General features: G+C 70.9%; 25 protein-coding genes. 6 read left to right on the top strand and 19 right to left on the bottom strand.

The features are described 5' to 3' along the window. Window positions 1-32: 32 nt before the first annotated feature. A complete protein-coding gene (locus RKD05_RS07535; protein ID WP_424709113.1) occupies window positions 33-725 on the bottom strand; it encodes a hypothetical protein in 693 nt (230 codons plus the stop codon). Window positions 726-752: 27 nt separating this feature from the next. Next, on the bottom strand, window positions 753-2,522 hold the full coding sequence (locus RKD05_RS07530; protein ID WP_424709111.1) for a glycoside hydrolase family 15 protein: 1,770 nt from the start codon (window positions 2,520-2,522) through the stop codon (window positions 753-755). A 114-nt stretch (window positions 2,523-2,636) separates the two neighbouring features. Here RKD05_RS07530 and RKD05_RS07525 point away from each other — a divergent pair, with 114 nt between their 5' ends. Together RKD05_RS07525 and RKD05_RS07520 are read left to right on the top strand one after the other, a co-directional pair. Then, window positions 2,637-4,004, top strand: coding sequence for a glucose-6-phosphate dehydrogenase (locus tag RKD05_RS07525; protein ID WP_424709109.1), 1,368 nt, complete (start codon window positions 2,637-2,639; stop codon window positions 4,002-4,004). A 96-nt stretch (window positions 4,005-4,100) separates the two neighbouring features. After that, entirely contained in the window at window positions 4,101-4,685 is a 585-nt protein-coding gene (locus tag RKD05_RS07520) for a nitroreductase family protein (RefSeq protein ID WP_424709108.1), read from the top strand. Between the two features lie 100 nt (window positions 4,686-4,785). Here RKD05_RS07520 and RKD05_RS07515 read toward each other — a convergent pair whose 3' ends face one another. From RKD05_RS07515 to RKD05_RS07485, 7 genes are all read right to left on the bottom strand, one after another. Continuing rightward, on the bottom strand, window positions 4,786-6,090 hold the full coding sequence (locus tag RKD05_RS07515) for a type II toxin-antitoxin system HipA family toxin (protein ID WP_424709107.1): 1,305 nt from the start codon (window positions 6,088-6,090) through the stop codon (window positions 4,786-4,788). Beyond that, entirely contained in the window at window positions 6,087-6,368 is a 282-nt protein-coding gene (locus RKD05_RS07510) for a helix-turn-helix domain-containing protein (RefSeq protein ID WP_424709105.1), read from the bottom strand. Before RKD05_RS07510 ends, RKD05_RS07515 begins: the two co-directional genes overlap by 4 nt. A gap of 137 nt (window positions 6,369-6,505) precedes the next feature. Continuing rightward, entirely contained in the window at window positions 6,506-6,838 is a 333-nt protein-coding gene (locus RKD05_RS07505; RefSeq protein WP_424709103.1) for a winged helix-turn-helix transcriptional regulator, read from the bottom strand. Beyond that, entirely contained in the window at window positions 6,835-7,239 is a 405-nt protein-coding gene (locus RKD05_RS07500) for a VOC family protein (RefSeq protein ID WP_424709101.1), read from the bottom strand. The genes RKD05_RS07505 and RKD05_RS07500 overlap by 4 nt, the downstream gene beginning before the upstream one ends. Before the next feature lie 43 nt (window positions 7,240-7,282). Then, a complete protein-coding gene (rraA, locus tag RKD05_RS07495; protein ID WP_424709099.1) occupies window positions 7,283-7,750 on the bottom strand; it encodes a ribonuclease E activity regulator RraA in 468 nt (155 codons plus the stop codon). Between the two features lie 167 nt (window positions 7,751-7,917). Further along, window positions 7,918-10,119: an ATP-dependent Clp protease ATP-binding subunit gene (locus tag RKD05_RS07490; RefSeq protein ID WP_424709097.1), complete on the bottom strand. Its 2,202-nt coding sequence runs from the start codon at window positions 10,117-10,119 to the stop codon at window positions 7,918-7,920. Between the two features lie 234 nt (window positions 10,120-10,353). Beyond that, entirely contained in the window at window positions 10,354-11,343 is a 990-nt protein-coding gene (locus RKD05_RS07485; RefSeq protein ID WP_424709095.1) for a GlxA family transcriptional regulator, read from the bottom strand. Window positions 11,344-11,428: 85 nt separating this feature from the next. Between RKD05_RS07485 and RKD05_RS07480 the strand changes: the two genes are divergently transcribed. Further along, complete coding sequence (locus RKD05_RS07480; RefSeq protein ID WP_424709094.1) at window positions 11,429-11,692, top strand: hypothetical protein; 264 nt, start codon at window positions 11,429-11,431, stop codon at window positions 11,690-11,692. Here the strand turns inward: RKD05_RS07480 and RKD05_RS07475 are convergent. The 5 genes from RKD05_RS07475 to RKD05_RS07455 form a co-directional block, all read right to left on the bottom strand. Then, entirely contained in the window at window positions 11,668-12,954 is a 1,287-nt protein-coding gene (locus RKD05_RS07475) for a glycosyltransferase family 4 protein (RefSeq protein WP_424709092.1), read from the bottom strand. The genes RKD05_RS07480 and RKD05_RS07475 overlap by 25 nt on opposite strands. Before the next feature lie 4 nt (window positions 12,955-12,958). Further along, the gene (locus RKD05_RS07470; RefSeq protein WP_424709090.1) at window positions 12,959-14,167 is read right to left on the bottom strand and encodes a glycosyltransferase; all 1,209 of its coding nucleotides are present in this window, start codon (window positions 14,165-14,167) and stop codon (window positions 12,959-12,961) included. A 201-nt stretch (window positions 14,168-14,368) separates the two neighbouring features. After that, on the bottom strand, window positions 14,369-16,399 hold the full coding sequence (locus RKD05_RS07465) for an ABC transporter ATP-binding protein (RefSeq protein ID WP_424709089.1): 2,031 nt from the start codon (window positions 16,397-16,399) through the stop codon (window positions 14,369-14,371). Next, window positions 16,396-18,123 (bottom strand): ABC transporter ATP-binding protein, encoded by a 1,728-nt coding sequence (locus tag RKD05_RS07460; RefSeq protein WP_424709087.1) that lies wholly within the window; start codon window positions 18,121-18,123, stop codon window positions 16,396-16,398. Before RKD05_RS07460 ends, RKD05_RS07465 begins: the two co-directional genes overlap by 4 nt. A 168-nt stretch (window positions 18,124-18,291) precedes the next feature. After that, window positions 18,292-18,675, bottom strand: coding sequence for a DUF6958 family protein (locus RKD05_RS07455; RefSeq protein ID WP_424709086.1), 384 nt, complete (start codon window positions 18,673-18,675; stop codon window positions 18,292-18,294). 63 nt (window positions 18,676-18,738) lie between these two features. Between RKD05_RS07455 and RKD05_RS07450 the strand changes: the two genes are divergently transcribed. Next, window positions 18,739-19,332 (top strand): hypothetical protein, encoded by a 594-nt coding sequence (locus tag RKD05_RS07450; RefSeq protein ID WP_424709085.1) that lies wholly within the window; start codon window positions 18,739-18,741, stop codon window positions 19,330-19,332. A 113-nt stretch (window positions 19,333-19,445) separates the two neighbouring features. Here RKD05_RS07450 and RKD05_RS07445 read toward each other — a convergent pair whose 3' ends face one another. Next, window positions 19,446-19,829 carry a UBP-type zinc finger domain-containing protein gene (locus tag RKD05_RS07445; RefSeq protein WP_424709084.1) on the bottom strand — a complete coding sequence of 128 codons (384 nt, stop codon included), beginning with the start codon at window positions 19,827-19,829 and terminating at the stop codon, window positions 19,446-19,448. Between the two features lie 11 nt (window positions 19,830-19,840). Continuing rightward, complete coding sequence (locus RKD05_RS07440; protein WP_424709083.1) at window positions 19,841-20,557, bottom strand: alpha/beta fold hydrolase; 717 nt, start codon at window positions 20,555-20,557, stop codon at window positions 19,841-19,843. 191 nt (window positions 20,558-20,748) lie between these two features. Between RKD05_RS07440 and RKD05_RS07435 the strand changes: the two genes are divergently transcribed. Continuing rightward, window positions 20,749-21,753 carry a GlxA family transcriptional regulator gene (locus RKD05_RS07435; protein WP_424709082.1) on the top strand — a complete coding sequence of 335 codons (1,005 nt, stop codon included), beginning with the start codon at window positions 20,749-20,751 and terminating at the stop codon, window positions 21,751-21,753. A 15-nt stretch (window positions 21,754-21,768) separates the two neighbouring features. Here RKD05_RS07435 and RKD05_RS07430 read toward each other — a convergent pair whose 3' ends face one another. Further along, complete coding sequence (locus RKD05_RS07430; RefSeq protein ID WP_424709081.1) at window positions 21,769-22,671, bottom strand: helix-turn-helix transcriptional regulator; 903 nt, start codon at window positions 22,669-22,671, stop codon at window positions 21,769-21,771. Window positions 22,672-22,777: 106 nt separating this feature from the next. Between RKD05_RS07430 and RKD05_RS07425 the strand changes: the two genes are divergently transcribed. Further along, window positions 22,778-23,374: a TetR/AcrR family transcriptional regulator gene (locus RKD05_RS07425; RefSeq protein ID WP_424709080.1), complete on the top strand. Its 597-nt coding sequence runs from the start codon at window positions 22,778-22,780 to the stop codon at window positions 23,372-23,374. A gap of 78 nt (window positions 23,375-23,452) precedes the next feature. Here RKD05_RS07425 and RKD05_RS07420 read toward each other — a convergent pair whose 3' ends face one another. Continuing rightward, window positions 23,453-24,502: a helix-turn-helix domain-containing protein gene (locus tag RKD05_RS07420; protein WP_424709079.1), complete on the bottom strand. Its 1,050-nt coding sequence runs from the start codon at window positions 24,500-24,502 to the stop codon at window positions 23,453-23,455. A 145-nt stretch (window positions 24,503-24,647) separates the two neighbouring features. Next, on the bottom strand, window positions 24,648-25,484 hold the full coding sequence (locus RKD05_RS07415; RefSeq protein WP_424709078.1) for an alpha/beta fold hydrolase: 837 nt from the start codon (window positions 25,482-25,484) through the stop codon (window positions 24,648-24,650). Window positions 25,485-25,490 lie beyond the last annotated feature (6 nt).

Here is a 25,490-nt window from a genome sequence, read left to right as displayed (position 1 = left end):
CGCGAATCGCTGAGGTTGCGCGAGGGCGCGGCTCACTCCGTCAGGTACGCGGTCACCGACTCGGACAGCCGCACGGGCAGGCCCCGGATCGACACGCGGGACGGGGCGCCGAGCGCGATGCTGAGGCGCCGGTCGACGCCGAACACTGCGCCGGCGTCGAGCGTGCCGCCGGCGGTGCATCCCGCCGACCAGGGCTGATCGTTGACGGCGATGAACGTCACGACGCACACGCCGTCTCCCCGCTCGCGCGCGGCGAGGAACACGCGGAAACCGCGCATGACGGCGATATAGCGGGTGCTCGCGGGGTCGATGCCGCTGTCCGCGATGATCCCCGACGAGATCTTGTCGTCGTCGGTCTGCGGGAACGCCAGTTCGGGATACGGGGATGCCGTCGACGCCGACGGCGTGGGGGAGGCTGCGGCGAGCGAGGGCGACGCGACGCCCGCGGCGTAGCCCGCCCCGATGAGCGCGGCCGCGGCGACGACCGTCACGATCACCGCGAGGGCGCGGGGACGGTGCGGAGGGGCATCCACGATCGGTTCGGGAGGGGCGACGGGCGACGGCTCGGCCGTCACCGGCTGCTCGACCGGCGTCGGGGCGCGGCCGGCGCGCAGCTCCTCCTCGAGGGCCGCGAGTCGCGCGATCTCGGCCTCGGTGGCCGGGCCTCCGGCTTCGCCGTAGACGCGCTCGCGCAGGTGGTTCAGCTCGACGTCATCGTCGCTCATGCCCCGACTCTAGAACGGCCGAGGGGGTCACGGGGCGGTTGCGCCCAAGGCATCCGAGGCACCCACGAGCGCGAGGTGCGACAGCGCCTGCGGGGTGTTGCCGGCCTGCCGCTTCCCCTTCGGGTCGTACTCCTCGGAAAGGAGGCCGACGTCGTTGGCGACCGCGGTCAGGCGGCGCATGAGGGCGACGGCGTCGTCGCGGCGGCCGGACCTCGCGTACTGCCCGACGAGCCAGAACGAGCACGCGAGGAACGGGTGCTCGTCCCCCGCGAGGCCGTCGACGCCGGTCGTGCGGTAGCGCAGCAACCAGCCGTCGGGCATGAGCGTCTGCTCCATCCGGGCGACGGTGGCGAGCATGCGCGGATCGTCGAACGCGCAGAAACCGACCTGCGGCAGGATCAGCAACGACGCATCGACCTCGTCGGTGTCAGCATGCTGCGTGAACCAACCGTCGGCGTGCACGCCGTGCGCGTCGATGTCGTCGCGCGCGCGATCGCGGAGCTGACGCCACGTGTCGACCTCGCCGTCCAGCCCGTTCTGCTCGACGGCCCGGATGCCACGATCGAACGCCGCCCACACCATCGCGCGCGAGTGCGTGAAGAAGTGCGGGTCGCCGCGCATCTCCCAGATGCCGTTGTCGGGGCGATCGAACCACTCCACGAGCTGGTCGAGGAGCGCCCGCTGCAGCGCCCACGAGAACGACGTCTCCTCGACGCCCGCGTTGCGCGCGGCCTCGAGCGCGACCATGACCTCGCCGATCACATCGGCCTGGTACTGGTCCACGGCACCGTTGCCGATGCGCACGGGTCGGGCGCCGTCGTACCCGGGCAGGCTCGTGATCTCGCGCTCGGGCAGGTCGCGCTCCCCCGCGATGCCGTACATGATCTGCACGTCGGCCGGGTCTCCGGCGATCGCGCGCAGCAGCCACGTGCGCCACCGGTGCGCGGCGTCGAGGTAGCCGTGGTCGATGTACGCGACGAGGGTCAGCGCCGCGTCGCGCAACCACACGTAGCGGTAGTCCCAGTTGCGTTCGCCGCCGAACGACTCGGGCAGCGACGTGGTGGCCGCGGCCACGATGCCGCCGGTCTCGGCGTGTGTGAGCGCGCGGAGGACCAGGAGCGAGCGCGTCACGAGGTCGGCGTGCTCGCCGGCCGCGTGCACGCGCCGGGCCCACGCGGCCCACCACTCGATGGTGCGTTTGAGGGTGGCATCCACGTCGATCGGGGCGGGCGCGGTCTGCCACGACGGCCCCCACGACAGCACGGAATCGACGCTCTCCCCCGCGACGGTGGTCCACAGCGCGCGGTGCGCGGTGTCGACGGCGATCAGGCGCGGACCGCGGAGGATCACGGCATCCGGACCCGCGACCGCGAGGATCGCGTGCTCGTGCCCCTGTCCGACCTGCCGCACCCACGGCACCGCCCGGGCGTAGTCGAAGCGGAAGCGCACCTCACTGACGAAGTCCACGGCGCCGGAGATCCCGATCACGCGCCGGATCAGCGCCTCGACGCCCTCGTCGATCGGCATCGCGTCGTGCACCTCGGCGACGCCGGTCGACGTCTCCCAGCGCGTGACCAGCACGAACGTGTCGGCGTCGTAGTGCCGGGTGACCGTGGCATCCGGATCCGTCGGACGCAACGACCACGCCCCGTGCGACTCGTCGCCCAGCAGCGCGCCGAACATCGACGCGCTGTCGTACCTCGGCAGGCACAGCCAGTCGACGCTGCCCTCCCGGGAGACGAGGGCGGCGGATCGGCAGTTGCTGAGGACGGCGTAGTCCTCGATCGCGGTGCTCACCCTCGTGATTGTGGCAGGGGATGCCGACATCGCGGCCGTGCATCTCGCTAGCGGCATCCGTGTGCCCGCTGCAAGCGACCTCCCGGTGTCGGAACCGGGCGCTACGGTGGCCCCATGCCGGCGGACACCACCCTGATCATCCTGGGCGCTTCGGGCGACCTGACCTCGCGTCTCCTGCTGCCCGCCCTCGGGCAGCTGCTCACGCGCGAGCCGAACCGGTCGGTGCGGCTGCACGGCGCGGGCATGGAGGACTGGACCGACGAGAAGTGGCGCGACACCGTGCGGGCGTCGTTCGCGACGATGGGCGCCGAGAAGGCCTTCGACAAGGTGGCCGACACCACCTACGGGCAGGCCGACATCACGAAGGCCTCCGATCTGCAGGAGATCCTGGATGCCGCCGAGGGTCGGCCCGCGCTGTACTTCGCCGTTCCGCCCGCGGTCGCCGAGAAGGCGTGCGTGGCCCTGGCCGACGTGAAGATCCCCGAGGGAACGATCCTCGCGCTCGAGAAGCCGTTCGGCACCGACGAGGCGAGCGCCCACGCGCTCAACCAGCAGGTCGCGAAGCTCGTGCCCGAGGACCAGGTGTTCCGCATCGACCACTTCCTGGGCCGGTCGACGGTGCTCAACCTCCTCGGGGTGCGCTTCGCCAACCGCCTCATCGAGAGCGTGTGGTCGGCCGACGACATCGCCGGGATCACCGTCGACTTCCCGGAGAAGCTCGGGCTCGAGGGCCGCGCGGGGTACTACGACCACGCCGGCGCGCTGGTCGACATGATTCAGAGTCACCTGTTGCAGGTCATGGCGTTCGTGACGATGGAGCCGCCGTCCTCCCTCGACCAGCTCGACCTGCGGGATGCCACGTCCGCGGTGCTGCGCGCGACGCACGTGTGGGGCGACGACCCGGTGAAGAACTCCCGCCGCGCCCGGTACACCGAGGGCACGATCGGCGACCGGCACTTCACGTCCTACGTCGACGAGCCCGGGGTCGACGCGTCGCGGCAGACCGAGACGCTCGCCGAGATGACGGTCGAGGTGCGCACCGCCCGCTGGCAGGGCGTACCGATCGTGCTGCGGTCCGGCAAAGCTCTCGGACCGGATGCCGGCGACCCGGCCGTGACCGTCACCTTCAAGCCCGTGCGGCACCTGCCCGACGGCTTCGTCGGTGAGAGCGACCCTTCCGTGCTGACGTTCTCGCTCGGTCCCGACACCATGAGTCTCGGGCTGAACGTGAACGGCGCCGACGACCCGCTCGAGCTCGAACGCGTCACGCTCGCGGCAGACCTCGGCGAGGGCGGCCTGAAGGCCTACGGCGAGGTGCTCTCCGGCATCCTGGACGGCGACGCCATGCTTGCCGTCCGCGGTGACGCCGCCGAACAGTGCTGGCGCATCGTGCAGCCGGTCATCGACGCGTGGCGCGCGGGAAAGGTCCCGCTCGACGAGTACCCGGCGGGGACCGCGGGTCCGACGTCGTGGGGGCTGTGACTTTCTCCGTCACACGGGAACATCCGGCGGCCTGACCGCGTTCGATGGACTGGGTCAACGGAGCCCCGGCATCGTTCTCACCCCGAGGAGTACCCCATGTCCCACGTTCTCGACCGCACCGCGCAGACCGACGTCCCGATTCTCGACGTCCTGGCCGAGCGCTGGAGCACGCGCGTCTTCGACGCCGAAGCCCCCATCGACGAGGAGGCCCTGCGCGCCGCCTTCGAGGCCGCCCGCTGGTCGCCGTCCGCCAACAACACGCAGCCGTGGCGCTTCATCGTCGGCCGCCGCGGAACCGACGCCCACGCGAAGATCGTCGAGTCGCTCGTCGGGTTCAACCAGGGATGGGCGTCGGCCGCCGGCGCGCTGATCGTGGTCCTGGCCGAGACCGCCGACGCGGAGGGCAACGCCCTCCCGTGGGCGACGTACGACGCCGGTCAGTCGGCCGCGTTCTTCACGGTCGAGGCGCACGCCCGCGGCCTCGCCACCCACACCATGGGCGGCTTCTCGGGCGACGAGCTGCGCAGCGCCTTCGGCATCGACCCCCGCTTCACGCCGGTGACCGTCATCGCCGTGGGTGCCTTCGGCGACCTGGATGCCGCCGACGAGGCCGTCCGCGCCCGTGAGTCCGCGCCCCGCACGCGCCGTCCCCTCGCCGAGTCCCTGCTTCTCGACGCCTGACGCGGCGCCGGCTCCCGGCATCCGTTCCCCGCCCCCGTATCCGCGCATCGCGGTGCGGGGGCGGATGTGCGCGCGGGGGCGTGCACCGCTCGACCGGGCGTTACGAAGGCGCGTCGCCACGCGGCTGCGGGGTCCCCAGGCGATCACGCAACATCAGCGGCAGGTGCGACGCGATGCGCGCGGGCTTCCCGTCCAGCAGGTTCTGCGCCTGGCCACGCACGTAGCCGGGAACGTGCGCTTCGATGCTGTCGTGAGCGGGGAGAAGCCGTGTCGCTTCCACCATCGAGGCGAGGGTCTCCTCCACCGCAGCCGTGGCGTCGGCTTCCGACAACCCCCAGGAGACACCCTCCGCGATGAGGTCGCCCCGCGTGACATCGGGCAGATCCTGGACACCGTTGACCCACATCGACAGACGGCTCGTGGCGCCATACGCGAGCGCGAGAGGTGCGACGTCATAGATCGGCGCGAGCGACGTCCCACCCTCGTCGTCATGGAGGAGTGAGAAGTTCTTCGCGTGGGCGTCGGTGTTGCCCATCGCCACATTGAACGCGACGTAACGCAACAGCCGCAGCCGATCCTCGGTTCGTATCGAGAACAGGTTCCCGCCGCTATCGAGCAGCCCGGCGATGGCACCGAGCGATGCCCGCGGGTCGTTCTGCTGGAACTTCTCGTTCCCACCCCACGGGATGCCGAGGGCCTGAGCCGCGTCCTCCTGATGCACGCGCACGATGTCCGTACCGGAGCGGCGACGATCGTATCTCTCGATCACCAGTACCCAGCGCGGCCCGATCTGCTCGACCCAGGAGTCCATGGCGGTCAGACCTGTTTCGCGGGCGACCGCGAGAGCGTAGGCCTCGGCTTCCACAGTGCTGCGAGAGTCCAGACTCACGGGTTTGAGAATGTGCGTCGACGGAACGATGCCATTCCCCCGAACCCATGTTCCGCCTTCGCGAGTGAGCGTGAGCTTGCGTTGGAATCCGGGCAGGGCGGAACCGCCGCCACCCAGAAGGAAGCCCTCCGCCCGGTCTAAGAGTGCGCTGACCTCGGCCGGAGCGAGTTCTTCCGGTTCGCCGGCCTCGCGGGCTGGTGCGCCGACGATCCGCAACGCTCCCGCGAGGTCAGCGCCGACTTCGGCCAAGAGTCCGAGGAGATCGCCCCGATCGACTTTCACCTCACGCGCGAGTCGAGCGATGTGTTCGCCCTCCGGTAGCAGCGCCCCGAAGAAGGCTTCGCTGCGGTCGGCGGACTCGTCCCCGACGCGGAGACTGGCACTGAGCACGCGCGACCGCAGCCCCCATCGCCGCTCCGCCTCGTGTGACCACCGCAGCACCGCTCGCGGGCCTTCACGCTCCAAATGGCCGATCAGAGTGCCGTACAGCACGACCGGCAGCCGATCGACGGTCACGTCTGAACCGGGCCGATCTGCCCCACGTCGGAATCCGTCCGCGGGGGCGAGCCGACCAGATCGTCGTCGAACTCCGCTACCAGACGTACCCCGAGCGCAGACAGCACCTCGAGATAGTGTGCGTCGAGGCGTTTGGCCCGACCGACCTCGAGCTCGTGCACGTATCGCTGACCGACCCCCAGAGCCTCAGCGAGTCGCCGTTGCGACCACCCCTGACTCTCGCGGATTCGCCGCACGACCCGCCCGATGTCGGCGGGCGATTCGATGTGTGCGCGCACGCGCCCTCCTGGTGATTCCCGATCCGACATCAGGGTAGCACTGATGTGCTTTCGGGATTCAGGGCATTCTTGATTCCCGTTACTACATCACACCGAACGATGGGTGGGGGATGCCGGATCACGTGACCTGGCCGAGATCACCCGTCCGGGTTCGCAACGCCGGGTGATCTTGGCGAGATCACGTGATCTGGCGCCCCGACCGCACCCCACAGGCCGAGCGCCTCGATCGCGGCGCGCAGCGCCTCACCCCGCTCTGTCAGGGCGTAGGCACGCGTGTTGTGCTTCAGCGGGAGGCGGCGGAGCACACCGGCCTCCTCAAGTTCGCGCAGGCGGACGGCGAGGATGTTCGTGCCGACGCCGAGGTCGCGCTGCAGATCGCCGTACCGCTGGGGACCCTTGAGCAGCCGCTCGACAATGAGCAGCGCCCAGCGGGCACCGACGACGTCGAGGGCCGCGGCGAGGTCGCTCACTCGGCCGCTTCGGCGTCCGGCTTCATCCAGAACGGCGAGTAGTGGTAGCCGTCCGGGTCGTCGAACTGGCGCTGATACATGAACGGATAGTCGTCGGTGTCGCCGATGCGCCCGCCCGCCGCGCCCGCGCGCTCGACGAGTTCGTCGACGGCTTCGCGACTGTCGAGGTCGAACGACACCGTGATCTTCGACGGGGTGTCGGGGCCGCCGATCAGGTCCTCGGTGCCGCCGACGGCGGCGTACATCTCGCGGCTGCCGAGCATGACGTACTGCTCAGGAGCGATCGCGAAGCACGAGACGTTGTGGTCGGACATCTGCTCGTTGAGCGTCCATCCGAGGGCGGTGTAGAACGCGGTCGCCCGCTCGACGGACTCGACCGGACACGTGAGGAAGAGGCTCATGGCCGCGATACTTCCAAAAGTGAAGTGTGCCGTCAAGAGCTGATCATCGCTCGACGAGCACACCGTCCTCGTCAGCCCACACGTGCCGCCCGGGCGTGAACACCACGCCCGCGATCGTCACCGGGACATCGACCTCGCCGACGCCGTCCTTCGCGCTCTTGCGCGGATTCGAGCCGAGCGCCTTGACCCCGAGCGGGAGGGATGCCATCGCTCCCCGGTCGCGGATCGCCCCGTGCACGATCACGCCGGCCCACCCGTTCTTAACCGCGGACGCCGCGATCAGATCGCCGACCAGCGCGGACTCCAGCGAGCCGCCGCCGTCGATGATGAGCACCGCACCGTCGCCCGGGGTCGCGAGCACCTGCTTCACGAGTGCGTTGTCGCGGTGGCAGCGCACCGTCCGGATCGGCCCGTCGAACGCGACGCGGCCGCCGAGATCGAGCAGCTGCAGCGAGAGGGAATCGAGGTCGTCGCCGCGCTCGTCGTAGAGGTCGGCCGTCGCGATGGTCATGCGGTCAGGGTAGCGACGCGGGTCCGTGCGGGGTATCGGGCCGTGGCATCCACCGCCCCTGTCGATAAACGCGATCTGCACCGAGAAACGCCGGGGGAGCGCGTTTCTCGGTGTGAATCGCGTTTATCGACGATGTGGCCCGGGCGGCAACCCACCCCGGGGCCGGACTACTCGACGATCTCCGCCTCGATGACGTCGTCGTCGAGGTCGCCCTGCTCGTCGGCGGGACCGGCGCTCGTGAGCACCAGCGACTGGCCGTCGCTCGCGACATCGACCTTCACCAGGTCGCCGTCGCGCACCCCACCGGCGAGGATCGCCATCGCGAGGCGGTCCTGCACCTCGGACTGGATCAGGCGCCGCAGCGGACGCGCACCGTACACCGGGTCGTATCCGCGCTCGGCGAGCCACGACCGGGCGTCGGGCGTCACCGCGAGCGTCAGGCGACGTTCGCGCAGCCGCTTGTGCAGCGCGTCGACCGCGAGCTCGACGATCTGGGCGAGGTCGTCCTCGGTGAGCGCCTGGAAGATGACGATGTCGTCGAGACGGTTCACGAATTCGGGCTTGAACGCCTGGCGGACGAGCGCCTGCACCTGCTCGCGCTTGGTCTCGATCGACAGCGTCGGGTCGATGAGGATCGGCGAGCCGAGGTTCGACGTCAGGATCAGGATGACGTTGGTGAAGTCGACCGTGCGGCCCTGGCCGTCGGTCAGCCGACCGTCGTCCATCACCTGCAGCAGGATGTCGAACACCTCGGGGTGCGCCTTCTCGACCTCGTCGAGGAGCACGACGCTGTAGGGGCGCCGCCGCACGGCCTCGGTCAGCTGACCGCCCTGCTCGTAGCCGATGTACCCCGGAGGGGCACCGACGAGCCGCGCGACGGAGTGCTTCTCGCCGTACTCCGACATGTCGATGCGCACCATGGCGTGCTCGTCGTCGAACAGGAAGTCGGCGAGCGCCTTCGCGAGCTCGGTCTTGCCGACACCGGTCGGACCGAGGAACAGGAACGAACCGACCGGGCGGTTCGGGTCGCTGATGCCGGCCCGCGAGCGCCGCACCGCGTCGGACACCGCCTTCACGGCATCCTTCTGTCCGATCAGGCGCTTGCCGAGCTCGCGCTCGAGGTGCAGCAGCTTCTCGGTCTCGCCCTGCAGAAGGCGCCCGACCGGGATGCCGGTCCAGGCGGCGATGACGGCCGCGATGTCCTCCTCGGTGACCTGCTCGTTGACCATGCGGTCACCGGCGGGTTCCTCGCGCTCGGCGGTCATCAGTTCGCGCTCGAGCGCCGGGATGTCGGCGTACAGCAACCGCGACGCCTTCTCGAGGTTGCCTTCGCGCTGGGCGCGCTCGGCATCCACGCGGGCCTTGTCGAGCCGCGTCTTCAGGTCGCCGACGCGGTTCAGGGACGCGCGCTCGCGCTCCCACCGGGCCTGCAGCTCGTCGAGCTTCGCCTGCTCGGCGGCGAGGGTCTCGCGCAGGGTCGCCAGACGCTCCTTCGAGGCGGCGTCCTTCTCCTTCTTGAGCGCGAGCTCTTCGAGCTTGAGGCGGTCGACGTGGCGGCGCAGCTCGTCGATCTCGAGCGGGGCCGAGTCGATCTCCATGCGCAGGCGCGACGCGGCTTCGTCGATGAGGTCGATGGCCTTGTCGGGGAGCTGCCGCGACGGGATGTAGCGGTTGGAGAGGGATGCCGCCGCGACCAGGGCCGCGTCCGCGATGGCGACCTTGTGGTGCGCTTCGTACCGCTCCTTGAGGCCGCGGAGGATCGCGATCGTGTCCTCGACCGTGGGCTCGCCGACGTACACCTGCTGGAAGCGGCGTTCGAGAGCGGCGTCCTTCTCGATGAACTCGCGGTACTCGTCGAGCGTGGTCGCGCCGATCAGGCGCAGTTCGCCGCGCGCGAGCATCGGCTTGAGCATGTTGGAGGCCGCGACGGATCCCTCACCGCCGCCCGCACCCATGAGCACGTGCAGCTCGTCGATGAACGTGATGATGCGGCCGTCGGACTCGGTGATCTCCTTGAGGACGCTCTTGAGGCGCTCCTCGAACTGGCCGCGGTACATCGCACCGGCGACGAGCGCCGAGATGTCGAGGGCGACCAGCTCTTTGTTCTTGAGGCTCTCGGCGACGTCGCCCGCGACGATGCGCTGCGCGAGGCCCTCGACGACGGCGGTCTTGCCGACGCCGGGCTCGCCGATGAGGACGGGGTTGTTCTTCGTGCGGCGCGTGAGCACCTGACTGACCCGACGGATCTCGCTGTCACGCCCGATGACGGGGTCGAGCTTGCCCTGGCGGGCCCGGTCGGTGAGGTTGATGCCGAACTGCTCGAGGGCGCTGCGCGCGTCCTCCTGTCCCGGCTGTTGTGTGGCGTTCATGTCGTTCTCCTGGGAAGTCTTTCGCAAACTTGAGTTGCGTTGGCTCAAGTTTAGCAGCGGGGCTGCCCGGCGGCAATGGGTGCGGCGACGGCAGGCGCAGCCGGGCCCGCGAGACTGCATCTAGCCGACGAGACCGACGCACGCTGCAGTGGGCTTGTCAGCAGCGTGCAGTCTCGCGGTCTGGGCCAACCGGAAACGAGCGGCGGATGCCAGAACCCGGCACCACGGCCGGACTCAGGCGGGAACGGCCTCGCGGGATGCCGCGATCACGTCGTCGGCGCACGAGAAGCGCGCGCGGTACGCGGTGGGGGTGAGGCCCATCGTGCGGGCGAAGTTCTGCCGCAGCACGGCGACGGAGCCGAAGCCGCACTCCGACGCGATGCGGTCGAGGCCGAGGTTCGTCTCCTCCAGGAGCCGCTGGGCGTGCAGCAGCCGCTGCCGCGCGAGCCACGCCGCCGGCGTCGCACCGAAGTCGGCCTTGAAGCGGCGGGCGAACGTCCGCGGCGACATGTGCGCGCGCGCCGCGAGCCGCTCGACGGACAGGTCGGCGTGGAGATTCTGCAGCATCCATTCGGTCACCGGCGCGAGCGAGAGCGACGTGTCGACCGGGAGCGGCGCGGCGATGAACTGCGCCTGCCCGCCATCGCGCTGCGGCGCCACGACCATGCGCCGCGCGATGCGGTTCGTGAGCTCGGCGCCGAGTTCCTGGCGCAGCAGGTGCAGGCACGCGTCCAGCCCGGCGGCGGTTCCGGCGCTCGTGATGATGTTGCCGGACTGCACGTAGAGCACGTCGGGGTCGACCTCGATCCGCGGGTACATACGCGCCATGGTGTGCGCGTAGCGCCAGTGCGTGGTGGCCCGCCGCCCGTCGAGCACCCCCGCGGCGGCGAGGACGAACGACCCGCTGCACACGCTGAGCAGCCACGCCCCGCGGGCGTCGGCGCGCCGCACGAGCTCGGTGACCCGCGGATCGATCGCGCCCCACTGCTCTCGGGGGACGGGGGCCAGCACGAGGATGTCGACGTCGTCCGCGGCATCCAGGCCCTTCTCGACGTTGATTGAGAAGCCGATGTTCGACGGCACGACCCCGGGGTCGGGGCTCACGATCCGGAAGTCGAAGTTCGGGATGCCATCGTCGCTGCGGTCGAGGCCGAACGCCTCACAAGCGAGGCCGAACTCGAAAGGAGCGAAGCCGGGCTGGACGACGACGGCGACGGAACGCATGGATCCTCCGTGTGGCAGAAAAGATTCGAACAACGTCCATCATGCCACTCGTGGGCACGATTCGTACAGACGTAGCTTCTCTGCCATGGCTTATCTCATCGCTCTCGGCATCCTCTCCCTCATCGGGATCGTCTCCACCGCGTGGCTCCTGTACACCGACGGCTACGGCCGCGTGCCCACCGACCCGCGCCGGCTCCCCGGCGGCGCCGAGCGCACCGCACCCCGCGTCACACCCGAACCTCCGTCGGCGAAGGCCGCAGCAACGCGAACCGCCGACGCCCGGGCCGCCGAGGGACGGGCCCCCGCGGCCCCGGTCGCGCGGCGTCAGCGCCGAGCGGCGCGCGCGTAGACCGCGACCATGGCGGCCGTGCGCGAGGACTGCCGGAAGCGCTCCCCGATCGTCGGATCCACCGCGACCGGGGAGCCGCCCGCGATGTCGGCGGCCGCGCGCCGCAGCGTCTCCGCGAGCGCCGCGACCGAGGCATCCGCGACGCTCCACACCCCGGCGCCGAGTTCCGCGGCGATGTCGGGGTCGCTGACCACCGCGGGAGTCCCGAGCGACGCCGCCTCGAACACCGTCATCCCCTGCGTCTCGAAGCCGATCGAGGTCTGCACGACGGCGTCCGCCTCCGCGAGCCGCGCGAGCGTCTGGGCGTACGGCATCCGTCCCGAGAAGCGAATGGATGCCACCGGCCGCGAACGCTCCACGAGGCGCCGCGCCGCGCGGAGCTGCGCTCCGCCGCCGATGACCTCGACGTCCGCGTCGATTCCGGACGCGGCGACCGCCTCGAGGAAGGGCAGCAGGCGCTTCTCGGGGCTCATCCGGCCGATCCAGACGAAGCGCGGACGCCCGGGGCGCTCCCCCGGTCCGGCAGCGAGCGCCGCGTCGAGGATGTCGTCGTCGATGCCGTTCCACACCACGTCGACGGCATCCTGGCCGGGCACACCGGGAACGGCGCCGTGGGCCTCGAGGCGCCGCGCGAAGTGCGCGGACGGCGCGGTGACCGCGGCCGACAGCCGGGCGAGGCGGCGGAGGTAGGCCCAGCCGTCGGGGGCTTCGCGCGCGAACGTCGCAGAATCCCCCGAACCTCGCAGAATCCCCGCCGAATCCTGCGAAGAACGCGGGATTCTGCGAACATCGGGCGGCCGCAGAAGTGCGGGCCGCAGCGCCCGCCGCGCCCACGCGTTCAGCACCCGCAGCACCAGCCCCGGGAACGGCGCGGTGGCTTCGATGCCGACGTCGACGCGGTTGTGCATCGTGTGCACGACGGGGAGCCCGTGGCGTGCGGCGTAGCGGTGGCCGATGAACGCGCCCCAGAAGTCGGCCTGCACGTGCACGACGTCGACCGGCGGACGCCCCGCGAGGGCGGCATCCACGAGGCGATCGGTCCGGGTACCGGGCCACGACAGCGCGTATTCGCGGTCGGGCGTGATCGGGACCGACGGGAGGTCGACGTAGGCGGGATCGGTGGGAGCCGGACGGTGCAGGCGCGGCGCGACGATCGTCACGGTGTGACCCGCGCGTTCGAGGAACCGCCGCTGCAACCGCATCGACACCTGTGCGCCGCCCAGCGACTCGACGTGCTGGTCGGCGAACATCACCACGTGCACGGGGTCACTCCGGCAGGGGCCGTCCGCGGTACAGCGCCTCGAACGTGTCGAGGGTGCGGCCGATGTCATGCACGCGCACGCCGTCGAGCGACGCCTGCTGCATGCGGCGGCGCTCCTCGGGGGCGGCGGTGAAGACGTCGGTCAGGCGCGCCGTGAGCTCGTCGACGTTGCCGGGCTCGAACAGGTAGCCGTTCTCGCCGTCGTGCACGAGATGCGGGAGGGCGACGGCGTTCGCGGCGACGATCGGCAGACCGGATGCCATGGCCTCCATCGTCGCGATCGACTGCAGTTCCGCGATCGAGGCGATCGCGAAGACGCTCGCGCGGGTGTAGAGGGCGCGCAGCTCCTCCTCGGACGCGTGCCCGTGGAAGGTCACGCGATCGGCGATGCCGAGCTGGGCGGCCAGCTGCTCGAGGTTGCGTCGCTGGTCGCCGCCGCCGACGATGTCGAACGTCACGTTCAGCGCGGGGTCGAGTTGGGCGAGCGCGCGCAGCACGACGTCGATGCCCTTCTCGGTCGTGAGGCGTCCGACGAAGAGAATTCGGTTGGCGTCCCGCGGCTCGAGATCGGCCGTGTAGTTCGCGCGATCGATGCCGCACGAGATCGGGATGACGCCGTCGATGTCGAGCGTGGACTCGAGGAAGTCCGCCGCACGGCGCGTGGGCGTGGTCACCGCGCGCGTGAGCGCGAACGTGCGCTTCGCGTCGGCCCACGCGAGCTTGACGAAGATGCGGTCGAGGAAGTCGGGCAGTGTCGTGAAGTCGAGGATGTTCTCGGCCATCACGTGGTTCGTGGCGACGAGCGGGATGCCGCGCTTGCGGGCTTCGCGGGCGAGACCACGCCCGATCACGATGTGCGACTGGATGTGCACGACGTCGGGCTTCACCTCGTCGAGCACCCGCCGGGCGTAGTGCTTCGACCGCCACGGCAGGACGAACGTCAGCCAGTCGTGCGGGAGGAACCGGTAGGCCGGGAGGCGATGCATCGTCATCGGCTCGCCCTCGATCACCTCGGTGAAGACGCCGGCATTGCCGTGGCCGACGCTGGGAGCCGCGACATGGATGTCGTGTCCGCGGCGAACGAGGCCGGCCGCGAGGCGTTCGGCGAAGCGGGCCGCACCGTTGACGTGCGGGAGGAAGGTGTCGGCTCCGATCAGCACCCTGAGCGGGCGGTCATCCGAGGACGAGGGAGCGGGCGTCGCAGGAGTGGTCACGGGTGGTGAGGCCTATCTGTGCGGCGGAACGGGTCGCACTGTGCGGTGCATGCGCGCTCCAACTGTACCCGAGGGGTTTTTCGGTCCCCTGGATGCCGCGACGACCGGGCCGCGGATGACGGCGGGTTACGCGGCGGGGCGCGGGGCACGACGGCACCGCGGACGCCGCGGCCGGATGCCCGGCCGCGGCGTCTCACGGTGTCAGCTGCGAGCCGCGGCCGGATCCGCCTCGGGCGTGGCCGCGTCGTCGCCCGCGGCGGCCTCGAACTGCGACTGGTACAGCCGCCAGTACGCGCCGTGCGCGGCGATGAGCTCGTCGTGGGAACCCTGCTCGACGATGTCGCCGTGCTCCATCACGAGGATGAGGTCGGCGTCGCGGATCGTCGAGAGCCGGTGCGCGATGACGAAGGACGTACGGCCCTCGCGGAGGGCCGCCATCGCCTGCTGCAGGAGCAGCTCGGTGCGCGTGTCGACCGACGACGTCGCTTCGTCGAGGATCAGCACCGACGGCCGCGCCACGAACGCGCGCGCGATCGTGATGAGCTGCTTCTCGCCCGCCGAGACGTTCGCCGCATCTTCGTCGAGCACCGTGTCGTAGCCCTCGGGCAGCGAGTGCACGAACTGGTCGACGCGGGTGGCGACGGCGGCCTCGACGATCTCGTCGTCGGTCGCCGACTCGCGGCCGTACCGGATGTTGTCGCGGATCGTGCCCGCGAACAGCCACGGGTCCTGCAGCACCATGCCGGTGCGCGAGCGCACGTCGTCGCGACGGAGCTCGGCGATGTCCTGCCCGTCGAGCAGGATGCGACCGCCGTCCAGCTCGTAGAACCGCATGATGAGGTTCACGAGCGTGGTCTTGCCCGCACCGGTCGGGCCGACGATCGCGACGGTCTGCCCCGGCTCGACGCGGAACGACAGGTCGCGGATGAGCGGCCGGTCGGGCGTGTACGAGAAGCGGACGGACTCGAACTCGATGACGCCGCGCCCCTCGACGTGGGCGGGGGCGTCCGCGGCATCCGGGTCCTGCTCGTCGGCGTCGAGCAGCGCGAACACGCGCTCGGCCGAGGCGGTACCGGACTGCACGACCGCCGCCATGCCGCCGAGCTGCGACAGCGGCTGCGTGAACTGCTGCGAGTACTGGATGAACGCCTGCACGTCGCCGAGGCGGATCTGCCCGCCGGCGACCATCAGACCGCCGAGGACCGCGATGCCGACGTACGTGAGGTTCCCGACGAACATCATGCCGGGCATGATCATGCCGGACAGGAACTGGGCCCGGAAGCTCGCCTCGAACAGCTCCTCGTTCTCGACCTCGAACTTCTCGCGCGCGTCCTTCTCGCGGCCGTAGACCTTCACGAGCGCGTGACCGGAGAACGACTCCTCGACGCGGGCGTTGAGGCGACCGACCTTCTTCCACTGCTCGCCGAAGGCCTTCTGCGACCGCGGGCCGATGACGCCGAAGATCACGGCCATGAGCGGCAGCGAGACCAGGGCGACGAGCGCGAGCTGCCACGAGATGCTGAACATCATGATGAGCACGCCGAGCACCGTCAGCACCGACGTCAAGGCGCTCGAGAGCGACTGCTGCATCGTCTGCGTGATGTTGTCGATGTCGTTGGTGACGCGCGAGATCAGTTCGCCGCGCTGCACCTTGTCGAAGTAGGACAGCGGTAGGCGGTTGATCTTGGCCTCGACGTCTTCGCGCAGGCGCCACATCGTGCGCACCATGATCACGTTGATGACGTAGCCCTGGATCCACGAGAGCAGCGACGAGCCCACGTAGATCGCGAGCACCGTCACGATCACGATGCGCAGGGCGTCGAAGTCGACGCCGGCGCCGACCTGGAAGTTGTCCATCGCCGCGACGATGTTGGCGATGTCGCCCTGACCCGCCGAACGCAGGGCCTCGACCACGGTGTCCTTCGGCGTCCCCTCGGGGAAGCCCTGGGCGAGCGACTTCGAGACCACGCCCTCGAAGATGATGTTCGTGGCGTCGCCGAGGACGCGCGGCGCGAGCACCGCGAGCACGACCCCGATCGCCCCGAGGAACGAGACGAAGGCGAAGGCCCACGCGTAGGGCCGCAGGAGGCCGAGGAGTCGGCGGAAGCTCGGACCGAAAGCCGCGGCCTTGCCGGGCGCGACGCTGTTCCAGTCGCCGGAGCCCTGGCGCGCCTGTTCGGCGAGCTCGAGTTCGGCGCGTTCTTCCTCGGTGAGGGCGTCGGGAGTGCTCATGCTTCCACCCCCAGCTGCGACTCGACGATCTCGCGGTACGTGGGACTCGTCTGCACCAGTTCGTCGTGCGTGCCGAGTCCGACCATGCGGCCGTCCTCCAGCACGACGATGCGGTCGGCCCCGGTGATCGTAGACACGCGCTGCGCCACGACGATCTTCGTCACGTCGGGCAACTCGTCCCACAGCGCTTTTCGCAATCGAGCGTCGGTCGTCAGATCGAGCGCCGAGAACGAGTCGTCGAACACGAGGACCCGCGGCCGGTGCACGATCGCCCGCGCGATCGCGAGGCGCTGCCGCTGGCCGCCCGAGACGTTCGTGCCGCCCTGCGCGATACGGGCGTCGAGTCCGCCCTCCATCTCGGCCACGAAGTCGCGGCCCTGCGCGATCTCGAGCGCGCGCCACAGCTCGTCGTCGGTGGCGTCCTCTCGCCCAAAGCGGAGATTGGATGCCACCGTGCCGCTGAACAGGAACGGTCGCTGCGGCACGAGACCGATGCCCCGCCACAGCTCGTCGAGGTCGGCCTCGCGTACGTCGACCCCGCCGACCCGCACGGCGCCACCGGTGACGTCGAACAGGCGCGGGATGAGGGAGATGAGCGTGGTCTTGCCGGCACCCGTGGAACCGACGATCGCGACGGTCTCGCCCGGGGCGGCCGTGAAGCTGATGCCCGACACCACCGGGGCTTCGGCACCGGGGTACGAGAAGGCGACGTCGTCGAACACGACCTCGCCGGGCGCGGGGAACGCCGAGACCGGGTTCGCGGGGCGCTCGAGCGTCGAGGTGCTGTCGAGGACCTCGCCGATGCGCTCGGCCGACACCGCGGCGCGCGGGATCATGACCGTCATGAAGCTCGCCATGAGCACGCCGCCGAGGATCTGCGCGACGTACTGGATGAAGGCGAACAGCGTGCCGATCTCGACACCGCCGGCGTCCACCTGGATGCCACCGAACCAGATGACGCCGACCACGGTGACGTTCAGCACGAGCATCGCGAGCGGGAACAGAAGGACGAAGAGCGACCCCACCTTGCGGCCGACGACGAGGATGTCGGTGTTCGCGCCGCGGAAGCGCTCTTCTTCGATGCGCTCGCGCACGAACGCGCGCACGACGCGGACGCCGGTGAGCTGCTCGCGCATGACGCGGTTCACGGCGTCGAGCTTGGTCTGGTAGCTGCGGAACAGCGGCACCATGCGCGCGATGATCAACGCGACCAGCACGAGCAGCACCGGGACGGCGACGCCGATCAGCCAGCTCAACCCCACGTCCTGCTGGAGTGCCATGATGATGCCGCCGATGGCGAGGAGCGGCGCGCTCACGAGCATCGTCGCGCCCATCATCGCCAGCATCTGCACCTGCTGGACGTCGTTGGTGTTGCGCGTGATGAGCGAGCCGGCGCCGAACTGCGACAGCTCGCGCTCGGAGAACCCGCTGACGCGTTCGAACACGTCGCGGCGGATGTCGCGGCCCGCGGACATGGCGGCCCGCGCGGCGAAGTACGTGGCGATGACGGATGCCGTGATCTGCCCGAGCGAGATGACGAGCATGATCGCCCCGCGCGACCAGATGTACCCGGTGTCGCCGCGGGCGACGCCGAGATTGATGATGTCGGCGTTCAACCGCGGCAGGTACAGCGTCGCGACGGCCGACGCCGCCTGGAAGAGGAGGATGGCGACGAGGAGCCAGCGATATCGCGAGAGATAGCGGATGAGGAGCTTTCCGAGCACGGCGTTCTCCGGGTGTCAGATCGGTGCGGCGCGGCCACCGCGAAAACCAGAGTGGCACGAACCTCCGACATTGCGGGAGCGCTTCCGCCGAGGGCGTACCCGGACTGCGGCGCCTGCCCCTTCCCGAAGCGGCGGGCGCGGGCGCCGTGACCTACCGGACGTGCGTCGTCAGCCGCCGTCGACGCGACGGACCCGTTGCGGAGAGCTTCGCGGGACGCGCTCGAGCACCTCCCGCGCCTCGAGATCGACCTTGGTGTACCGCACGTAGTTCGACAGCCGCCCGCCGGGAAACGCCGGGTGGGCGCCGAGCCGTCGCTGGGCGGCGTCGACGATCACCTGGAGCGGGACCGAGCCGTCGGGTCCCGCGAAGGCGTCGACCGTCTCGAGGATGACGGTGACGAGGAGCTCGTACTGTTCGAGCGAGATCGTCCAGCCGTCCAGACCGTCCGGGCGGGTGGCGTTGAACATCTGCACTCGGCCCCGCTCGCGAGCGAGGGCGTCTTCTCTCCAGGCGCGCTCGCTGACAGGACCGGAGTGAGGATCGCGCATCATGATGAGGTTCCTCCTCGGACGTCGTCCCCGGCATCCCGGCATCCGGGCTCGTAGGCTGAGACTATGCCTCGACTCCAGGCCGACGCCTCCGCCGCACTCTGGGTCCCCGTGACCGGCTCGCTGGGCCTGCGCGGGAGGCGTCACCGCAAGGCCGCGATCCGGATGCTGCTGACGCAGGCGAACCGCGCGGTCGGTGCGACCGAGCGTCCCGGCAGCGGACTCTTCGCCTGGGTGGCGAGCCAGGCCGCGCCGCTCCTCATGCGCCGGGCCGCGGGGCGCGTGCTCGTCTGGGTGTGGCGGAGCGACCCCGACCTCCTCGTCGTGATGGCGCAGCTGCAGGAGGCGACGCCGCAGCTGCGCGCCGCCCGCGCGATGATGCCCATGGAGTACGACGACACCGAGTCGTTCCGCAATCCGCACCTCGGTGTCGGCGAGAAGCTCGCGATGCCGCTCCCCGCCGACGCACGGACCCCGCCGTTCGCGACCTACACGTGGGACACCGGGGCGCACTTCGTCACGGTCACCGCCGTGTGCGCCGACCGCGAGCGCTTCGGCACCGTCATCGGAGCCGTCGACGACGTGGCGCGCACGCTGCGCGTCGTCGACGACCTCCGCGTCGGCGAGGCGGCCACGGTCCTGCGCCTCGACCCGGCCTGAGCGCCTCCGGCCCGGCCTGAGTGCCTCCGGCCCCGGTCGCCGGACCAGGGGAACCGGATGCCACGCCCCGACGCCGCGTCACGCCCCACGCCGGGCCGGCGCGGCGCGATCCCTCATGCACCCCCGCGGCGGGCGGCATCCAACTGCGCCTCCCAGTCCTCCGGGAGGCGGTCGGCCGGCCCGGGGACGGACTGGTCGGCGGGATGCGAGGTGGGCGGGGCGAGGGGCGGCCCCTGCACCGCCTCGCCCAGGGCGAAGTCCCACCACCAGTCCTCGCCCGGCTCGAAGCTCTGGATGTACCGGTGCCCGGTGGCCTCGGCGTGCGCGGTCGAGTGGCGGTGCAGCGAGGAGTCGCAGCACCCCACGTGCCCGCACGCGGCGCATCGCCGCAGGTGCACCCACCAACCGCCGATGCGATCGCACTCGAGACAGCCGGTGCCGCTCGGCGCGACGGCGGTGTCGATCTGCGCCGCCGCGCCGTTCCGCTCGTACGCCATGGGGAGTCCGATCAGCCCAGTTCGGCGATCGCGTCGGTGATCACCTTCGCGACCTCGGCGGGGTGCGACTGCATCACGAGGTGCGGGGCGTCGAGCTCGATGACCGAGCGGAGGCCCGCGCGCTGGTAGCCGAAGCGCTCGACGTCGGGGTTGATGGTGTGGTCGGCCGACGAGACGATGCCCCACGCGGGCTTCGTCTTCCACGCGGCGACGGGCGCGGCCTCACCGAACGCGAGCGCCGTGAGCGGGCGCTGCGACACCGCGAGCACCTCAGTGGTCTCGCGCGAGACGCCGGCGGCGAAGACGTCGGGGAACGCGGAGATCTCGACCGAGACGTCGGTGCCGTCCTCGGCGCCGTCCACCGGGAACGGCGTGTACACGAGGTGCTGGGCGAGGTCGGAGTCGGGGAAGCCGCCCTGCAGCTGGCCGAGGCTCTCGCCCTCCTCGAGCGCGTAGCCCGAGACGTAGACGAGACCCACGACGTTCTCGGCGACGCCGGCGACCGTGATGACTGCCCCGCCGTACGAGTGTCCGGCGAGGATCACCGGTCCGTCGATGTGCTCGACGACCGAGCGGATGTACTCGGCGTCGCCGAGCAGGCTGCGGTTGGGCACCGCGGGCACGCGCACGGTGTACCCCTCGTCCAGCAGCAGACGGGTGACGGGGGCCCAGCTCGCGGAGTCGGCGAACGCTCCGTGGATGAGCACGATGGTGGGGGATGCGGACATGTCGGTGCGTTCCTCTCGCGGGCGGCGGGGATGCCGTGCCGGTCACCGTACGCTCCGGGTTCCGGCCCCGGCACGGGCAGGTGTCGAGACTCGCGTGCGACACCTGTCGGAAGAGATCGCCGTGTGCCCGGGCCCGATCGGTGGGAGGGTGGAGCCATCCCCTCGCCCGTGAACCACCCGGAGGACACGACATGGATGCCGGACGTCGCCGCATCGGCTTCCTTCTGTTCGACGGGGTGAAGGCGTTGGACTTCGTCGGCCCGGCGGAGGTGTTCTCCGAGGCGAACCTCACGACCGACGCGTACGAGATCCTGTTCTTCTCGCCGGACGGGCAGGGTGTCGAGGCGTTCATGGGGCTGCGCCTGGGCGTCGACGGGGCGGCGGCCGACAGCGGACCGCTCGACACCGTGATCATCCCCGGCAGCGAGCTGGCCCCGGCGGTCTTCGACGACCCGGAGCTGCGTGCGGCGATCCTGGCGCTCGCGCAGCGGTCGCGCCGCGTCGCGTCGATCTGCAGTGGCGCGTTCGGACTGGCGGCGACGGGCCTGCTCGACGGCTTCCCCGCGACCACGCACTGGAAGTTCGCCGACATGCTCGCCGATCGCTACCCGCTCATCGAGGTCGACTCCGAGCGCATCTACACGCGCCAGGGCGACGTCTATACGTCGGCGGGCGTGGCGGCCGGGATCGACCTCGCGCTCGCGCTGCTCGAGGAGGATCTCGGCACCGACGTCGCGCGCAGCGTCGCGCAGCACCTGCTGGTGTACATGCGCCGCTCGGCCGGGCAGTCGCAGTTCTCCGCGGCGCTGAAGCTCCCGGCCCCGCGCACGCCCCTCGCGCAGGCGGTGGCGGAGTACGTCGCGAACGACCCTACGCGGCCGACTACCGTGACCGAGCTCGCCGCGCACGTCAACGTCAGCCCGCGGCACCTGACCCGCGTCATCCGCGAGGAGTTGGGCGTCACGCCGAGCGCGTACATCGCGTCACTGCGACTGGAAGTCGCCGTCAACCAGCTCGAGAACGGACGGACGGTCGCCGAGTCCGCCGCGGCCGCGGGCTTCTCGTCCGCCGCGGCACTCCGACGCGCGTTCGTCGACCGCTACCGCACGACGCCGTCGGCGTATCAGCGGCGGTTCCGCTCGCCGAGCGTCGGCATCGCCCCCGGCGACGAGCCCGCGGCCGGGTCGGCAGCCTAGACCCGCGTCGGGCACCTACGGCACGGTCGGGATGGATGCCAGGGGCTCGGCATCCACCCCCTCCTTCGCCCGTGCGCGGGCGACGAGATCGCGCAGAGCGGCGACGCCCGGGGTGCGCGGTTCGGCGAAGAACACCGTGACGGTGTAGCCGGAGGTGCCGGGGACGGCCAGGGTCTCGCTACGCAGGCTCACCCAGCCGTGCGGCTCGATGTGCACCATCGGCCACGAGCTGCGGTGCGGACGGATCTCGCAGCGGCTCCAGATCGCGGCGAAGCGGGGATCGCTCGCCGAGAGCCCGTCCACGAGCTTCCGCAGCCGCGGGCTGCGGGGATCGGCGTAGTACCGGAGGGCGGCGGCGAGCGTCTCGGCGGTCCGCCGCCAGTGCGGCTCCGAATGCGGCTCGGGGAAGTGCTCGAACACCGAGACGAGGAGGTTGGACCCGACGCGCAACTGGTCGGGCGCGAGCAGCCGCCCGGGCGCGTTCACGGCCACGACGTCGAGAGTGCCGTTGAGGGCGTAGGCGGGGGTGTCCGCGTAGAGCTCGACGAGGGCGGCCACGCCTTCCGGGAGGTCGTCCTCCTCGGCGGACGCCGGAGCATCGCCGGAGAGATCCGCGATGCGATGCAGGTACTCCTCCCCGGGACCGTCGAGCAGCAGCGCACGGCCGAGCGCCGAAAGGACCTGCCGGGACGGCTGGTGCCCGCGACCTTGTTCGAGGCGCAGGTAATAGTCGCTGCTGATGCCGGCCAGGTCGGCGACCTCGGTGCGGCGAAGCCCCCGTACGCGGCGACGCGGCTCGCGCGGGAGTCCCACCTGCTCGGGCGTCAGCGACTCGCGACGGTCGCGGAGGAACTCGGCCAATGGCCTCCCCATGTCGTGCACATCAGCCTCCGGCGAGTAGTGGAATGCTTCCTCCAATTCTCGATGGGAGCGGTTTCGCGCGTGCTGCACGAACGGACACGAGTGCGTCGCAACCGGACGAGTACGTTGAGAACCCCCGGGGGCGACGGGATAGCGTTGCCTCATGGGTCGGCCTCGGCAATACGACGAACAGAGCCTGCTCGACACGGCGCAGGAGCTGTTCTGGACGCGTGGCTACGACCGCACGTCGTTGGAAGAGGTCGCCACGGCGTCCGGTGTCGGCACGAGCAGCCTCTACGCGCGCTACGGCAGCAAGCTCGGACTGTTCCTCCGCGTCTTCGGTCGCTACTGCGCGGCCCGCGTCGAGCTCGCCTCCGGCGGTCCGGCGGGACCGAGCGCCGACCTCGAGACCGCGGCCGCGGAGTACCTCGACCGCGTCGTCGCCGACTGCCTCTCGTACGCGGACCGCCGCGGATGCCTCATGCTCAACAGCATCGCCGAGCTCGGCGAGCGGTTCCCCGAGGTCCTCGCGGTGGCCGACGCCGCGATCGACGAGATGGAGACCGCGCTCACCGCGCGGCTGCGTGAGACCGCCGACGCCCGCGACATCACCCTCAGTCCGGAGGACGCGCGCCGCGCCGCGGAGAGAACGGTCCTCGCCTCGCAGGGCATCGTGCAGCTCAGCCGCCTGCGCGTGCCGCCGGAGCGGCTGCGCGACCTCGCGGCGCGCTCCTCGCGGCTCCTCGCGCGCTCAGCCTGACGGTCCGCCGCGGAGCGGCCCTGGGCGCTGCGCGCGGCCGCGCCGCTGCCCATGTCAGGCAGGGCCGACGCGTCAGGCCTACGCCCGCAGCCGCTCCGCGCTGCGCTCGCGCGGCAGGGCGACCGGCGTCACCGCGGTCGGCTCTCCGCGGCGCAGCTCCTCGTCCCACAGCCGCAGGAGCTTGAGGGTCAGGTGCAGCGTGCTCCGCTGCAGGCCGTCGGCCAAGGCCTCACGGACCACCTCCGGCATCTGCTCGAGCCGGTAGTACAGCGTCGTGCGGTGGATGTGCAGGCGCTGGCAGGCGACCGAGGCGCGACCCGCGGCATCCAGGTACGCCTCGACGGTGTCCCGCTGCGTCGGGTCCTCCGCGGACGCGAGGACGAACGCCGCCGGGCACGCCTGCACGAGCAGCGAGCGAGACCGGGGCAGCGTCTGCACGAGCGCCCAACCTCCGAGGTCTTCGGCGCGCACCGAGGTCACCTGGTCGGGGAGCGTCGCGCGCAGGTGGGCGGAGCGGATCGCGCGAGAAACCGCGTCATCCACGTCGCCGTCGTCGGGCGACCCCGCCGCCAGCGCGAACCCCCGGGCGGTCATGCCCTGCGCGGCGGCCTCGGCATCCACCGTCCTGTTCAGGGCGTCGAGGTCGAGGGAGCGGGATGCCACGAAGATCGCGGCTCCGCGACGGGCGCCGACGAACTGCAGGGCGCCGTGCGCGGCGGTGGCCAGGCGTCGTCCGAGAGCGACGATCCGCAGCTCCGGCGCCGGGTCGAGCACGACCGCGAGCAGCTCGATGCCGTCCGCGCGTCCGTCGATCCAGCGGCGGGAGCGGAGCTCCCACAGCGCGTCGCGGCGCACACTCGAGTCGTCGTCGATGAGGCTGGCGAACACTCGGTCGCGTCGCGCGGCCGGGCTCGCCCCGACCGTCATGTCGAGCAGGTGCACGGCGGCGTCGATCAGCGCCCACTCGCGCGCGGAGATCTGGGCGCGCGTCCGGCCGCCGACCCGGAGCGCGGAGCCGTCGCCGAACGCGATGTCGGCCGCGGCATCCGCGGGCTCGTCGGCGCGGCGGACCGTCACGCGGCGCCCGAGGGCGTGGGACAACTGGTCGACGATCTGCGGCTGGTGCATCGTGCGGCTCCTCACGTGCGGTCCGGGGTGGGTACGGCCCACGCTACGGACGCCCCCGCCGGCGCGCGTGGCCCTGCCGCACCCACGCTGGAAGGACGACGGCGCGCCCCGGGTGGGAGCGCGCCGTCGTATGCGGAGAGCCGACTTACTCCTGGATGAACGCCAGGATGTCGGGGTTGATCACGTCGGCGTGCGTCGTGAGCATGCCGTGCGGGTAGCCCTCGTAGATCTTGAGGGTCGAGTTCTGCAGCAGCTCGTGCTGCCGGAGGGCGGCGGCCTTGTACGGCACGACCTGGTCGTCGTCGCCCTGGAGCACGAGCACCGGGACCGTGATGGCCTTGAGGTCTTCGGTCTGGTCGGTCTCGGAGAACGCCTTGATGCCGAGGTAGTGCGCCTGCGCGCTGCCGGTCATGCCCTGGCGCCACCAGTTGTCGATGACGGGCTGCGAGGGGGTGACGCCCTCGCGGTTGAAGCCGTAGAAGGGGCCGGATGCCACGGCCTCGAAGAACTCCGCGCGGTTGGCGGCGAGCGCTTCGCGGAAGCCGTCGAACACCGACAGCGGGGTGCCCTCGGGGTTCGTGTCGCTCTGCAGCATGATCGGCGGCACGGCGGCGACGAGCACGGCCTTGGCGACGCGACCCTGCGGCTGGCCGTACTGCGCGACGTAGCGGGCGACCTGGCCGCCACCGGTCGAGTGACCGATGTGGATGGCGTTGTGCAGGTCGAGGTGCTCGACGACGGCGCTGACGTCGCTGGCGTAGTGGTCCATGTCGTGGCCGGTGCCGATCTGCGACGAACGGCCGTGACCGCGGCGGTCGGAGGCGATGACGCGGTAGCCCTTGTCGAGGAAGTACAGCAGCTGCGCGTCCCAGTCGTCGGACGACAGCGGCCATCCGTGGTGGAAGACGATGGGCTGGGCGTCGGTGCTGCCCCAGTCCTTGTAGAAGATCTCGGCGCCGTCGGTCGTGGTCACAAATGGCATGTCAGC

Origin of the sequence: Microbacterium sp. SLBN-111, from assembly GCF_049739645.1 — a bacterium.
GTDB lineage: Bacteria > Actinomycetota > Actinomycetes > Actinomycetales > Microbacteriaceae > Microbacterium.
This window is presented reverse-complemented; position numbering and strand designations above follow the sequence as displayed.